This is a genomic window from Paenibacillus sp. FSL W8-0426 (assembly GCF_037969725.1).
In the GTDB taxonomy this organism is placed as follows: Bacteria; Bacillota; Bacilli; order Paenibacillales; family Paenibacillaceae; genus Paenibacillus; species Paenibacillus hubeiensis.
The window spans coordinates 1,808,097-1,821,486 of sequence record NZ_CP150203.1 but is presented as its reverse complement, the minus strand read 5'-3'; the positions used below and the strand labels follow the sequence as shown (position 1 = coordinate 1,821,486).

The 13,390-nt window shown below is 49.7% G+C and carries 12 protein-coding genes; 2 read left to right on the top strand and 10 right to left on the bottom strand.

The features are described 5' to 3' along the window. Window positions 1-146: 146 nt before the first annotated feature. The 3 genes from MKY59_RS08375 to leuB all read right to left on the bottom strand — a co-directional run bounded on the left by MKY59_RS08375 (window position 147) and on the right by leuB (window position 2,816). Window positions 147-563 carry a hypothetical protein gene (locus MKY59_RS08375; protein ID WP_236415979.1) on the bottom strand — a complete coding sequence of 139 codons (417 nt, stop codon included), beginning with the start codon at window positions 561-563 and terminating at the stop codon, window positions 147-149. Between the two features lie 344 nt (window positions 564-907). Further along, a complete protein-coding gene (locus tag MKY59_RS08370) occupies window positions 908-1,447 on the bottom strand; it encodes a peroxiredoxin (protein WP_236415981.1) in 540 nt (179 codons plus the stop codon). A 283-nt stretch (window positions 1,448-1,730) separates the two neighbouring features. After that, window positions 1,731-2,816 carry a 3-isopropylmalate dehydrogenase gene (gene leuB / locus MKY59_RS08365; RefSeq protein ID WP_236415984.1) on the bottom strand — a complete coding sequence of 362 codons (1,086 nt, stop codon included), beginning with the start codon at window positions 2,814-2,816 and terminating at the stop codon, window positions 1,731-1,733. A gap of 220 nt (window positions 2,817-3,036) precedes the next feature. Here leuB and MKY59_RS08360 point away from each other — a divergent pair, with 220 nt between their 5' ends. Further along, a complete protein-coding gene (locus tag MKY59_RS08360; RefSeq protein WP_236415986.1) occupies window positions 3,037-4,017 on the top strand; it encodes an aldo/keto reductase in 981 nt (326 codons plus the stop codon). A gap of 245 nt (window positions 4,018-4,262) precedes the next feature. Here the strand turns inward: MKY59_RS08360 and ilvC are convergent, their stop codons facing one another. From ilvC to ilvB, 3 genes are all read right to left on the bottom strand, one after another. Continuing rightward, the gene (gene ilvC, locus MKY59_RS08355) at window positions 4,263-5,255 is read right to left on the bottom strand and encodes a ketol-acid reductoisomerase (protein WP_236415988.1); all 993 of its coding nucleotides are present in this window, start codon (window positions 5,253-5,255) and stop codon (window positions 4,263-4,265) included. 258 nt (window positions 5,256-5,513) lie between these two features. Then, window positions 5,514-5,996 carry an acetolactate synthase small subunit gene (ilvN, locus tag MKY59_RS08350; RefSeq protein WP_236415990.1) on the bottom strand — a complete coding sequence of 161 codons (483 nt, stop codon included), beginning with the start codon at window positions 5,994-5,996 and terminating at the stop codon, window positions 5,514-5,516. Next, complete coding sequence (gene ilvB / locus MKY59_RS08345) at window positions 5,993-7,744, bottom strand: biosynthetic-type acetolactate synthase large subunit (RefSeq protein ID WP_236415991.1); 1,752 nt, start codon at window positions 7,742-7,744, stop codon at window positions 5,993-5,995. The genes ilvN and ilvB overlap by 4 nt, the downstream gene beginning before the upstream one ends. 709 nt (window positions 7,745-8,453) lie before the next feature. Between ilvB and MKY59_RS08340 the strand changes: the two genes are divergently transcribed. Beyond that, window positions 8,454-8,900: a GNAT family N-acetyltransferase gene (locus MKY59_RS08340; RefSeq protein ID WP_339277067.1), complete on the top strand. Its 447-nt coding sequence runs from the start codon at window positions 8,454-8,456 to the stop codon at window positions 8,898-8,900. A 150-nt stretch (window positions 8,901-9,050) separates the two neighbouring features. Here MKY59_RS08340 and MKY59_RS08335 read toward each other — a convergent pair whose 3' ends face one another. From MKY59_RS08335 to MKY59_RS08320, 4 genes are all read right to left on the bottom strand, one after another. Then, window positions 9,051-9,422 (bottom strand): hypothetical protein, encoded by a 372-nt coding sequence (locus tag MKY59_RS08335; protein ID WP_339277066.1) that lies wholly within the window; start codon window positions 9,420-9,422, stop codon window positions 9,051-9,053. 208 nt (window positions 9,423-9,630) lie between these two features. Beyond that, complete coding sequence (locus MKY59_RS08330; RefSeq protein ID WP_236415995.1) at window positions 9,631-10,593, bottom strand: ABC transporter permease; 963 nt, start codon at window positions 10,591-10,593, stop codon at window positions 9,631-9,633. Then, a complete protein-coding gene (locus tag MKY59_RS08325) occupies window positions 10,594-11,673 on the bottom strand; it encodes an ABC transporter permease (protein WP_236415996.1) in 1,080 nt (359 codons plus the stop codon). Then, entirely contained in the window at window positions 11,666-13,204 is a 1,539-nt protein-coding gene (locus tag MKY59_RS08320; RefSeq protein WP_236415997.1) for an ABC transporter ATP-binding protein, read from the bottom strand. Before MKY59_RS08320 ends, MKY59_RS08325 begins: the two co-directional genes overlap by 8 nt. Window positions 13,205-13,390: the final 186 nt, after the last annotated feature.

Below are 13,390 nucleotides of genomic sequence, written 5' to 3'. Positions count from 1 at the left end.
GTGTCGAATGGAAATTATTTTAAGAAAAAACTCGAATCGGCGGACGGCTGTATTCAAAATGAATGCATGAAAGCGAAGCCAATCCGCAAACTGCGAATCCGCTTCGCTTCAGAAAAAAACATCTATTCAGCGGATAAAGGCATCACCTAGAGTCCGCTTTTGTTATGCTGAATCTTCAATCTGCGCTGGCTCATAACGGCAAGGCGTCGTTTCAGCTCGCTTTCCCACTTCTCATCCTTCATTTCCTTGGCAAGCCGCAGCAAATCAAGCGACATGTCGATTTGGCGCTGTACAATGACAAGCGCATCCTCGCTCTCCCTGCTGATGCAGTTTTCGAAGATGGCGTCTTCGTCCTCGGTGACGTAGTCTTGAAAGTCGATTTCGGAAGCACCGTCTCCATGCGCGTATTCAGCCAAAATCTCATATTCGTTTTCCACTTTGTAATGCACCTCGACCCGGTGGCATACCGGGCAAAACAGCAGGGGAACATTATGAACCTGGGTTCGGTAGTGCTTCAGTGTGCCCTTTGTTCCCACCATACTTGCCCCACAGCAGTAACTCATTCTTGTTCATCCTCCTTCTAACGTGCCGAAAATTAACCGATATTGACCTTCAGGGTATCTCTGGCTCTTCCGTCCGGGGATGGTTTCATCCGTATTCAACATTTATAAAATAGTATGTTCAGCAATGGTTCAACATGATTCTGGTTTTCATACCCTATTCGACTCTACATGGAGCGATTCCTCTTTTGAAGCCCCAAATACCTAACATTTATATTTTACATTAATAACACGTATTTATCTTCTATTAAACAACAATCATGGGCAATTTTCACAAAAAGGGTGCAAAAAGCCCTCATCCCTTACGGGGTGAGGGCTTGAACTTGTATTGTTCAAGTTGATTCGGCTTACAGGTTTTTGTCGCCTGGTTTCCAGTTCATTGCACACAATCCGCCGGATTGCAATGCTTGCAGTACGCGCAACGTTTCTTCAACGCTGCGGCCTACGTCATTGTGGTTCACCACTTGGTATTTCAATTCGCCTTCTGGATCGATGATGAACAGCCCGCGCAATGCAACGCCTTCTTCTTCGATCAGAACGCCGTAATCTTTAGCAACTTGTTTCGTGATATCGGAAGCCAGCGGGAAGTTCAGTTGGCCCAAACCGTTGCTGTCTTTAGGCGTGTTGATCCATGCTTTGTGGCTGTGCACGGAGTCAACGCTCACGCCGAGAATTTCGGTATCCAAAGCTTTGAATTGCTCGTAAGCATCGCTCAAAGCAGTGATTTCAGTAGGACACACGAATGTGAAATCCAAAGGATAAAAGAAAAATACGAGCCATTTACCGCGGTAATCGGACAGTTTAACGGAACCAAATTCTTGTCCGTCTCCTGTTACTGTCTCCATTGCAAAATCAGGTGCTGGTCTGCCAACCAAACGTTCTGCCATAACTAAAATTCCTCCTTTGGGATTATGTAAGCCTCCTTGCGGAGTGCTTAGATCAGGACGCGCTATGTCGCTTGTCCTGCGATGAATGATGTTGTGTACCGCATAACGAGTACATTTAAAATGTTATCATTCGGACTTATCAAAGTCAAGATTATAAACGTTATTTTTTTATAATTATTATAAATAAGAAAATTTATTGACATTCTGTGCAGCAATCGTGAAAACAAGCAGCCCTCTACGATCCTGTCGGAAAGCAAAAGGCTGCTTGAACGGTCAATACATATTAAGCTTGTTTTTTGATCGCTGCAACGATCAGGTCGCCCATCTCGGTGGTGCTGATCGCCGTACTCTTGTCCACGGCGATATCACTCGTGCGGTGTCCGGCATTCAGCACTTCGGATACGGCCGCTTCGATGGCATCGGCGCCTTCCGCATAACCGAACGTTGTACGGAACATCAGGGCGAGCGAAAGAATGGTAGCGATCGGATTCGCCAAGCCTTGGCCGGCGATATCCGGAGCGGAGCCGTGCACCGGCTCATAAAGGCCAAAGCTGCCTTCACCCAGCGACGCGGAGGCGAGCATGCCGATCGAACCGGTCAGCATCGCTGCTTCATCGCTAAGGATGTCGCCGAACATGTTTTCCGTAACGATCACGTCAAAGCTGGCCGGGCGGCGCAGCAATTGCATCGCGCAGTTGTCGACCAATACATGCTCCAGTTCAACGTCCGGATAGTCCGGAGCCACGCGGTTAACGACTTCGCGCCAGAGGCGGGAGGTTTCGAGCACGTTCGCTTTGTCTACGGAAGCCAGCTTTTTGCGGCGTCCTTGCGCGATTTCGAATGCCTGGCGGACGATCCTTTCCACTTCCGTAACATTATAAGCACATGTATCCACGGCCTCTTGACCTTGATCGCTTTCGCGTCTGAACTTCTCCCCGAAGTAAATCCCGCCCGTCAGTTCCCGTACGACCATCAGGTCCGTTCCTTCCAACACTTCAGGTTTAAGCGTGGAAGCATCCTTCAGGCAATCGAACACGACCGCCGGACGCAGGTTCGAGAACAAGCCAAGCTCTTTGCGAATGCCGAGCAAACCGGTTTCCGGGCGAAGCTCCTTGCTGTTATTATCCCATTTCGGACCGCCAACGGCACCAAGCAGAACCGCGTCAGCACTTTTACATACAGCCAGCGTTTCTTCAGGAAGCGGGGTTCCTTTCTCATCGATGGCGATTCCGCCGAACAGAGCATGCTCTGTTTCAAAACGGTAACCAAATACTTCCTCGGTGCGTTTCAATACTTTTTCCGCCTCGGCCACAACTTCGGGTCCGATTCCGTCACCCGCGATAACTGCAATCTTTTTTACATCTGCCATGGTTGTCCTCTCCTTACATCGTTTCATTCATTTCAAACGTATCGTTGAATCAACTCTCTCCTTTTTATCATATTACACGTCCATTTGACCAAGATATACAATCTATGACTTTAATAGATTTTGCCTATAAGAGAGTGAGCGTCGTTGTTCGTCCCCTTCCGTATGGGTTACAATGGAAACGGTAATTCCATTTCAGGTTAGTACAGGAGGGATTGTAATCATGCAGTACACGTACTTGGGAAAATCAGGACTCAAGGTAAGCCGGATCTGTCTCGGCACGATGAACTTTGGACCCGCTACGGATGAAAAGGAAGCTTTCCGCATCATGGATGCGGCATTGGACGCCGGAATCAACTTCTTCGACACGGCCAACATTTACGGTTGGGGAGAAAACTCCGGGCTAACGGAGGAAATCATCGGGCGCTGGTTCAAACAAGGCGGCAACCGCCGGGAAAAAGTCGTGCTTGCCACCAAGGTATACGGCTCCATGCACGACGACACCGATGGTCCCAACAATGAAAGCGGTCTCTCTGCATATAAAATCAGGCGCCATCTGGAAGGCTCCCTCCGCCGTTTGCAAACGGATCATATCGAACTGTACCAGATGCATCATGTGGACCCTGCCGTTACTTGGGACGAGCTGTGGGGAGCGTTCGAGAATGCCGTCCATCAAGGAAAAATCGGTTACGTCGGTTCCAGCAACTTCGCCGCTTGGCAGATTGCCATTGCCCAGAGCGAAGCCAAAAACCGCCATTTTCTCGGCCTGGTGTCCGAACAGCACAAATACAGCCTAAATTGCCGTTTGCCGGAACTGGAAGTGCTGCCTGCCGCCAAAGAGCTCGGGCTTGGCGTCATTCCGTGGAGCCCGCTGGATGGCGGATTGCTCGGACGCAACGCGCTCCAGAAGCTGGAAGGCTCACGCAGCAGCGGCATTGCCGAACGCATCGACCGTCAGCAGCAGCAGCTGGAACAATTCGCCGCCCTGTGCCGCGAGCTTGGCGAACCGCAGGATACCGTCGCCCTGGCCTGGGTTGCCGCCAACCCGGCGGTTACCGCACCGATTATCGGCCCACGTACCTTGGAGCAATTCGAAACGGCGCTCAAATGCCTTGAGGTTACGCTCGATGCGGAAGTGCTCAAGCGCCTGGACGAGATTTTCCCAGGGCCTGGTGGACACGCACCAAACGCTTATGCTTGGTAACGTCTGCTGTGCATGAACAGATTTAGGCAATAGCATTTATCATATAACGCAATTAACGCAAATAAAGTCTGACCCTTATGCAAAAAAGCCGGGTCAGACTTTATTTTTGTGCTGGTCGACAGAGGACGTAATGGCATCTTCTCTCCTTACGGTACCTTTCTCGTATCAGAAATAGCGGCCCACGCATAAGCATGGCCGCTATTTTCCGTTGAAGCTGTAAGATTAAGATCAAATGAAAACAGGACTTACTTTTTGATCCAGTGCATCATTTCACGCAATTGACCGCCGACCACTTCGATTGGGTGCTCGGACTCGTTGCGGCGAGTTGCTGTCAAGAACGCACGACCGGATTGGTTTTCAAGGATAAAGTCGCGAGCGAATTTACCTTGTTGGATATCGGAAAGCACTTCTTTCATTGCTTTTTTCGTATCTTCAGTTACGACGCGAGGACCCGTTACATAGTCACCGTATTCAGCCGTGTTACTGATGGAGTCGCGCATGCTAGCCAGACCGCCTTCGTACATCAGGTCAACGATCAGTTTCAGCTCATGCAGACACTCGAAGTATGCCATTTCAGGAGCATATCCTGCTTCTGTCAGCGTTTCGAATCCTGCTTTTACAAGGGCACTTACGCCACCGCACAGAACAGCTTGCTCACCGAACAGATCTGTTTCTGTTTCTTCACGGAAGGAAGTTTCGATCACGCCTGCACGCGTGCAGCCGATACCTTTTGCATAAGCAAGGCCGATTTCTTTGGCTTTGCCTGTTGCATCCTGCTCGATCGCGATCAAGCCAGGTACGCCAAATCCTTCCACGTACGTACGACGTACCATGTGGCCAGGGGACTTAGGAGCTACCAGCAATACATCGCTGTCTTTTGGAGCAACGATTTGGCCGAAATGAACGTTGAAACCGTGGGAGAAGAGCAAAGCTGCGCCTTTTTTCAGGTTTGGTTCGATTTCGTTTTTGTATACAGCTGCTTGTGTTTCGTCAGGCAGCAAGATTTGAACCACGTCAGCGCGGCTTGTTGCTTCTGCCGGAGACAATACTTCAAAGCCGTCGTTTTTTGCTGCATCGTACGATTTACCTTCGCGAAGTCCGATAACCACATTCAGTCCGCTATCGCGCAAGTTTTGTGCTTGGGCATGGCCTTGGCTGCCATAACCGATAACGGCGATCGTTTTTCCTTTCAATACGCTAAGCTCTGCATCCTGTTCATAATAAGTAGTAACTGCCATGTTTTAAGTCCTCCTTTATTTTGTAAAGAACCCTTCAATAATGAGCGGGTGTCTCAAGGGACCGTGGACCATAGCCGGCGAAACCGTGATGCATGGGGTTTACATGCTCCGATCCATTCAGACACCCGCCCATTAAAGCGGGGATGTATCTCTCTTTTCAAGCGTTACATCACTAAAATGTTAGCTTGTATCAATCCATTGGTTAACTTATTCGTTTACATTCGCGGGTGAGGAGGAATCCTCATTGCTCGATGCGCTTTATGCATTTCCCCGAACAAGGGCCGTTACGCCGGTTCTGGACAATTCGCGAATGCCATAAGGCTTGAGCAGCTCGATCATCGCATCGATTTTGTCGGTATCCCCAACCACTTGAACCATCAGGCTGTTTGGACCGATATCCACGACCGCTGCGCGGAACGTTTCTACGACGCCCATAATTTCCGGACGTTCCGCCGGTTCGGACTTCACTTTGATCAAAGCGAGCTCGCGGGCAACCATTGGCTTGATGCTAAAGTCTACAACTTTGATGACATCAATAATTTTGTACAGTTGTTTCTCGATTTGCTCGATCGTTTTGTCATCGCCGACCGTCACAATGACCATCCGGGACAATCCCGGCTCTTCCGATTGACCTACTGTAATGCTTTCAATATTGAAACCGCGCCGACCGAACAATCCAGAAACACGCTGCAGGACACCAGGCTGATCGTTGACCAAAATCGATATCGTATGTCTTATCATTCCTCAGCATCTCCCATCAGCATTTGATTGATCGTTGCTCCTTGCGGAACCATCGGATACACATTTTCTTCTTTGCTTACAACAAATTCTACAACGACCGGACCGTCTGTGTCCAAGGCTTCTTGCCAAGCACGCTGCGCTTCTTCTTTGTTGGTTGCACGAAGGCCTTTAACGCCGTAAGCCTCAGCCAATTTTACGAAATCCGGGCTTCCTGCCAGATCGATGTGGCTGTAGCGGTTGTCGTAAATGAGCTCCTGCCACTGACGAACCATACCGAGCACCTGGTTGTTGATGATGACGATTTTGACCGGTATGTTGTTGATCGCGCAAATTGCAAGCTCTTGGGAACACATTTGCATGCCGCCGTCGCCATTGATGGAAATAACCAGCCTGTCAGGGTTTGCCATCTGCGCGCCGATCGCCGACGGGAATCCAAAGCCCATCGTTCCCAAACCACCTGAAGTTACCCATGAACGTGGTTGGTTGAATTTGTAATACTGGGCCGCCCACATTTGATGCTGACCGACGTCCGTTGTTACAATGGCTTCGCCTTTGGTCGTTTCATTCAGCATTTCAATAACCCATTGCGGTTTCAGCACTTCGTTCGAATCGTTGTAACGGTAAGGTTTTTCCTGTTTCCACTGCTTGATCTGATCTCTCCAGGCATCCGCACGTTCTGCACGCTGCACTTCCTTGTTGACCAATTCCAAAACCGTTTTGCAATCTCCTACGATCGGAATGTCAGTGGCAACGTTTTTACCGATCTCTGCCGGGTCGATGTCGATATGCACGATTTTTGCAAGCGGTGCGAAGCCGTCAAGCTTGCCCGTTACCCGGTCATCAAAGCGTGCCCCGATGTTGATCAGCAAATCGGCTTGCTGGATGGCTTGGTTGGACGTGTACGTTCCGTGCATGCCCGGCATTCCCGTCCACAGTTCATGACCGCTTGGGAAAGCGCCGAGTCCAAGCAATGTTGTCGTAATCGGAATGCCCGTTTTTTCCACGAATTCCAACAGCGCTTCATGTCCGCCCGAGTAAACGACACCGCCGCCAGCGATGATCATTGGACGTTCCGCTTCCTGAATCGCTTGGGCCAGACGATCGATCTGCAGCTTGTTCGGTACCGTCGTTGGATTGTATCCTCTCAGCGTAACCGGACCTGTCAGTGGCTCGAACAACGTTTTATTGGCCGAAACATCTTTCGGAATGTCGATAAGCACCGGGCCTTTGCGTCCTGTGTTCGCGATGTGGAATGCTTCGTGAATGATACGCGGCAGATCCTCGACATCTTTGACCAGATAGCTGTGTTTCGTGATCGGCATCGTGATGCCGGTAATGTCTGCTTCCTGGAATGCATCCGAACCAATCAAGCTGGAAACGACATTCCCCGTAATAACGACGAGCGGTACGGAATCCATATAAGCCGTGGCAATGCCTGTAACCAGGTTCGTCGCCCCCGGCCCGGAAGTCGCGATGCACACGCCAACCTTGCCGCTTGCCCGCGCATAACCGTCTGCTGCGTGAATGGCACCTTGTTCATGGCGCGTAAGCACATGTTTGAAATCTTCGAAGCCGTACATCGCATCGTAGATATATAATACGGCACCGCCCGGATATCCAAAGACACACTCGACGCCTTCCAGCAGCAAGCTTCTCAGCAAAATTTCAGAACCGCTAATGACCTCCGGCTTCATCCATTTTTCACGTAATTCATCTGTTGATCGTACTTCTGGAATATGAGCTCCCATCAGTCATCCTCCTCTCGGAATTTACACCATTCTGACATTTGAAGTTACAAAAAAAACCTTCCATCCCTGCAAACATAATGATGCTTGCGAGGGACGAAAGGTTGTTCTTCCGTGGTACCACCCAACTTTGCCCGCTATTTCGCAATAACGGACCTTACCAGGTACTAAAAAGACGATGACGTAAAACGATCAAAGTCGTTCCCGTACCTGTTGCCTGTAACGCAGGCATACGATTCCCCCTAATAGGCAAGGAATGATCTCCATTGCTTTTCAGGAAAACAGCTCCGAGGTGAGCTCGTATATAAGGGGTAATGGTGGTGGTTTCAGCAGATCCAGCCACTCTCTGAGCAAAAGAGCCCTTAAAACTTCGTCCTCTTCATAGCCGATAAAATATTCTCGTTAAATGTTAGGAACATTATATGACCCCGGCAGCAGATAAGTCAATACCTGATTTTAATTAATTTCAGAACGCCCGTTTCATATGCTCGTAACAAACACGGCGCTTTCCCGCAGCGCTTTCCAAAATGAAAATATTTTTTCTCCCTGAATCCAATACGCAATATTGGGAACAGGACATAGCTTAAGCATTTCTTTCAACGCTTCCATCGTTTAACATAACCCATTTTCACTCTTTCATTCAGTCACCTTTCAACTTCATCCAGGCATAAAATATACGAGCACCAAGACCTCTTACGAAAGGAGGCCCGGCATGGTCATTCGGCAGCGCAAATCCAAACTGGACGATGCCGCCATCATGCGGTTAATCGATACCGAACTTGTTCCGTTGTCCCATATGGGTGAGAACGATATCAACAAAATTCGCAAAGAAATACCCCTGCGGATGAGCAGGGGCATGACCTTCGTGATTTCTCCGAGTCCCGACAAAGAAGCCTTGGCCTTCATCCATCTTCTCATGCATGGCGAGCTGCTGTACATCGACATGATGGCCGTTTCCGCCAAAGAACAGCGCAAACGATACGGGCAAACGCTCCTGCATAAAGCAGAAACATTCGCCACATCACGCGGCTGCAAAATATCCAAAGTCATGGTGGACGAAGGAAATATGAAAGGACTTCAGTTTTATCAAAAACAAGGATATCGCATCATCCGATATATCATGATCAGCCGCTGCTTTGAGCTCGAAAAAAACATCTGAGCTCGAAAAGAGGAGCACTCTTCGCCGTCTCCTCGAAACCAATTTAGGCATTTGCCGTCCTTCGTGGTCCTTGTCGCCGCCTCTGCTCCCCCAAACAACCGTCTATCGGTATAATTCATTCGACCGGAAGGGCGAAATCAATCGTCTTTATTAAAATCCTGGTGGACGCGGGCCCGGTCCATAAGGACTGAAGCCAGGACCAATCCCAGGGTACCCGGCCCCATAGCCAGGGCCATACCCCGCTCCACATCCCGGTTTTGAACCCGACCCATAACCTGGTCCAGGTGCTCCATAACCAGGGCCATAAGCATACGGCAAGGTTGCAATAGCCAACAAATCAAATAAAACGAGTGGCAAAATTGCTTTTGTGCGAACCTTTTTGCCGTCTATGCGTTTCAACACAAGCTTGTTTCCGGATATCTTCACCAGTCTTCCAGTAACCCGAGTTCCGTCCTTTTTGACCGCAACGATATTTTGGCCAACAAACTTCATCGCATCAGTACGCGTAATTCGTGATCTCATACATTCCCCTCCTCCTCGAATCGTTCAAAACAGTGTATTCGTCCAAAGCATGGTTCGCCTGTTTCTTTGTCCATGCCCAAAAATTTGGGGGATTCCCCCTACCCTGTTGAGCGGCTTCCAAACGAATGAATGTAACAGAAAAAGGCCCGCAAACGCGGGCCCTTTATGGTAAAACCTGATATGGTGATGTTCACATTTGTCGGTGAAACTACCTTTTCCCGGGATCGTACGGTTCGCCCAATGCGGATGGCGCGGAAGAACGCCCTACCGCAGCAATCAGCACAATCAGTGTGAGCAGGTATGGAAGCATATAAATAATTTCCTGGGGAATACTTTGCGTCCATTCGAACAACTGTACATAGTTCCGGATCGCTTGCGAGAAACCGAAGAATACGGCCGCGCCAAAAGCACCGATCGGGTTCCATTTACCAAAGATCATGGCTGCAATCGCAATATACCCTTGTCCGGATACCGTATTATGGGAGAACGTTCCTGTCGTTGTCAATGTAATGGCCGCCCCGCCAACTGCTGCGAGCGCGCCACTGATCATCACCGCAACATAACGGTAACGGCGAACTTTCACACCGACAGTATCCGCTGCACTCGGGTGCTCGCCCACGGAACGCAACCGAAGACCGAAAGGTGTTTTGAACATGATGTAATACGTCAGGAAAACAAATACGATCGCCAGATAGGTTGTCGGATATACGTTCTTGAACAACGCTTCACCGAGCAAAGGAATATCCTTGAGCAGCGGCACGTCGAATTTGTTGAAACCTTGCACCAACGGGGAGTCCCCGGAACCTTCAAACAACAATTTAACCAAATACAGCGTGCTTCCTGCCGCCAGGAAGTTGATCACGATCCCGCTGATGATTTGATCCGCTTTAAACGTAATGGACGCGACCGCATGAATCAAGGATACCAGTACGCCTAGCAAAACAGCGCACAGTACACCCATCCATGCCGAAGTCGTTCCCCCCATGCCCGCTTCCTGAGCATAGTGTGCACCAATCCCTGCCGCAAACGCGCCAAAGACCATGAAACCTTCAATTCCGAGGTTGGTTACACCGGACTTTTCCGAAAAAATTCCGCCTAGGGATGCAAAAATCAATGCCGTGGCAAAGACAAGCGTCGTATTGATAATTTGCCCAATTGTCAACAAGTCCATCTACAACACCTTCTCTTTCTTGCGCTTGGAATAGAACGGTTTAAGTACCCAGCGCACGATGCCTTGTGCCGCAATGAAGAAGATAATCGAACCGATCACAATCCGAATGATTTCAGGCGGCACATCCGCAGCAAAGCTCATCCCCGCAGAGCCATAAGTAAGCGTACCGAACAACAACGCTCCGAGCAGAACGCCGAACGGATGATTCAAACCAATCAACGCTACCGCGATGCCGTCAAAGCCCGTTCCCGGAGAACCGGACATCACGGTCTGATATTGGAATACGCCCAGAACCTGGAACGCTCCGCCAAGACCTGCAAGCATACCGCTGATGAACATCGCTTTGACAATGTTGCGATTTACGTGCATGCCCGCATATTCGGCCGCATTAGGGTTGAGACCTACAGCACGGATTTCATAACCCTGTTTCGTTTTCCACATGTAAATATAAAAGACCACGGCCAAAACGAGAGCGATCAGCGTACCCAAATGCACGCGGGAATTGCCCATCAACTCAGACAGCCAGTTCAAACTGATCGAAGCCGATTCGCTAATATCGACGGAACGGTTTTCGCCCTGAAGCAGCAGAAATTGGCGCACGATCAAATTAGCCAGATAAAGCCCGATCCAGTTCAGCATGATACTGCTGATCACTTCGTTTACGCCACGCGCAGCCTTCAAATAACCGGCAATCGCCGCCCACAGTCCACCGAAAAGGGCTCCCGCGATCATGGCGAGCGGTGCATGGATATAAATAGGCAGACCTGCAAATTTAACCCCGACAAACGTCGCAGCCGTCATACCTACGAGAAATTGACCTTCTCCCCCGATGTTAAACAAACCTGCGCGCGAAGCGAATGCAAACGCAAGCCCGGTCATGATGAGCGGTGTCATCTCCCGCACGGCTTCGCCGAAGTTGTACATATCGCCAAACACTTTGGTGAACAGCGCGCTATATGCTTCAACCGGGTTGTATCCACCGAACAGCATGACGATTCCGCCCAAAATCAATCCCATGACGATGGCCACAACAGGCAAAATAAAGGAATCTCGGGTAAACCATTTCAATATGTTACTCATGCACAGTACCTCTCTTTTGGGTGCTGCCCGCCATCATCAAGCCGAGCTCCCTGTCATTGGTTTCTTCCGGCAGCACCTCGCCCACAATCCGTCCCTCGTAGATGACGGCAATGCGGTCAGACACGTTGATGATCTCATCCAGTTCGAACGAAATCAGCAAAACGGCCTTCCCTTGATCCCGCTGGGCAATCAATTGCTTTTGCACAAACTCGATCGCACCAACGTCCAAACCGCGGGTTGGCTGAGCAGCGATAAGAAGCTCCGGATTTTTGTCGACTTCGCGCGCGATAATCGCTTTCTGCTGGTTCCCTCCCGACAAAGAGCGGGCTTTCGTTTCAATGCTTGGTGTACGCACGTCAAACGCCTCGACCAGCCTTTTGGCTTGTTTTTTGATCGCGTCAAAATTGAGGAACCCTCTGCGGGTATAAGGCGCCTTGTAATAAGACTCCAGAACAATGTTTTCACTAACGGAAAAATCGAGAACAAGTCCATGTTTATGCCGATCTTCGGGAATATGCGCTAACCCGGATTCCGAGATATAACGCGGAGACTGGTTGGCAAGTTCTTTCCCTTGCAAACGAATGGAGCCGCCGTCCACTTTACGCAGGCCGGTGAGCGCTTCGATCAACTCGCTCTGGCCGTTGCCGTCAACGCCTGCAATGCCGACGATTTCTCCGGCGCGCACATTCAGGTTAAGCTGATTCAGAACGGAAATGCCTTCCTTGTTTTTGGACGACAAATTGCTGACTTCCAGCACGTTCGCACCCGGAGTCGCAGGTTTTTTGTCTACCTTAAACGTTACGTTGCGTCCAACCATCTTTTCGGCCAGCTCGTTCGGGTTGGTTTCCGACGTTTTCACCGAATCGATGACTTTGCCTCGGCGAATGATGGTAACCGTATCGGAAATTTCCATGATTTCTTTCAGCTTGTGCGTGATCAAAATAATGGATTTGCCTTCGGCCACCAACTTCTTCATGATCTGCATCAATTCTTTGATTTCCTGCGGAGTCAATACGGCCGTAGGCTCGTCAAAGATCAGAATGTCCGCACCGCGATACAAGGTCTTCACGATTTCAACGCGCTGCTGCATACCCACCGAGATATCGTGGATTTTGGCATGCGGGTTCACCTGAAGTCCATATTGTTCGGACAGGCGCTGTACTTCTGCTGCTGCTTTTTTATAGTTAATGTTGGGACCTTTGGTAGGCTCAGATCCCAAAATAATGTTCTCTGTTACCGTGAACGGCTGGACAAGCTTAAAGTGCTGATGCACCATGCCGATGCCAAGCTCAATCGCTTTGTTTGGACTATCAATGATCACCGGCTTGCCGTTCACCTCAATGGATCCTTCATCCGGCTGATAGAGGCCAAATACAATATTCATCAATGTTGACTTACCAGCACCGTTTTCGCCCAATAAAGCATGAATCTCGCCTTTTCGAAGCTGAAGGCTGATAGCGTCGTTGGCAACAATGCCTGGGAAACGCTTCGTGATTTGTTTTAACTCAACGACGGGGGTTCCTGCACCCATGTAATCACCCTTATAACTGATATAGTGTGTGGTTCCGCAAAACGAAAGAAAAACGTCCATCGACGTTAATTGTTAGACCGAATGCTTCTTGCGATTGTTCTTCATGCAATATGTCTGAAACGCTCCTTTTGGAGGTTTCGCTGGCCAAGATAAGCTGCGGGCAATCATAAGGCCGGTCAAGACCGG

Bases quoted from the DNA above. Each gene is read 5' to 3' on its own strand.
- MKY59_RS08375 (WP_236415979.1), bottom strand. From the start codon at position 563: ATGAGTTACTGCTGTGGGGCAAGTATGGTGGGAACAAAGGGCACACTG.
- MKY59_RS08370 (WP_236415981.1), bottom strand. From the start codon at position 1,447: ATGGCAGAACGTTTGGTTGGCAGACCAGCACCTGATTTTGCAATGGAG.
- leuB (WP_236415984.1), bottom strand. From the start codon at position 2,816: ATGGCAGATGTAAAAAAGATTGCAGTTATCGCGGGTGACGGAATCGGA.
- MKY59_RS08360 (WP_236415986.1), top strand. From the start codon at position 3,037: ATGCAGTACACGTACTTGGGAAAATCAGGACTCAAGGTAAGCCGGATC.
- ilvC (WP_236415988.1), bottom strand. From the start codon at position 5,255: ATGGCAGTTACTACTTATTATGAACAGGATGCAGAGCTTAGCGTATTG.
- ilvN (WP_236415990.1), bottom strand. From the start codon at position 5,996: ATGATAAGACATACGATATCGATTTTGGTCAACGATCAGCCTGGTGTC.
- ilvB (WP_236415991.1), bottom strand. From the start codon at position 7,744: ATGGGAGCTCATATTCCAGAAGTACGATCAACAGATGAATTACGTGAA.
- MKY59_RS08340 (WP_339277067.1), top strand. From the start codon at position 8,454: ATGGTCATTCGGCAGCGCAAATCCAAACTGGACGATGCCGCCATCATG.
- MKY59_RS08335 (WP_339277066.1), bottom strand. From the start codon at position 9,422: ATGAGATCACGAATTACGCGTACTGATGCGATGAAGTTTGTTGGCCAA.
- MKY59_RS08330 (WP_236415995.1), bottom strand. From the start codon at position 10,593: ATGGACTTGTTGACAATTGGGCAAATTATCAATACGACGCTTGTCTTT.
- MKY59_RS08325 (WP_236415996.1), bottom strand. From the start codon at position 11,673: ATGAGTAACATATTGAAATGGTTTACCCGAGATTCCTTTATTTTGCCT.
- MKY59_RS08320 (WP_236415997.1), bottom strand. From the start codon at position 13,204: ATGGGTGCAGGAACCCCCGTCGTTGAGTTAAAACAAATCACGAAGCGT.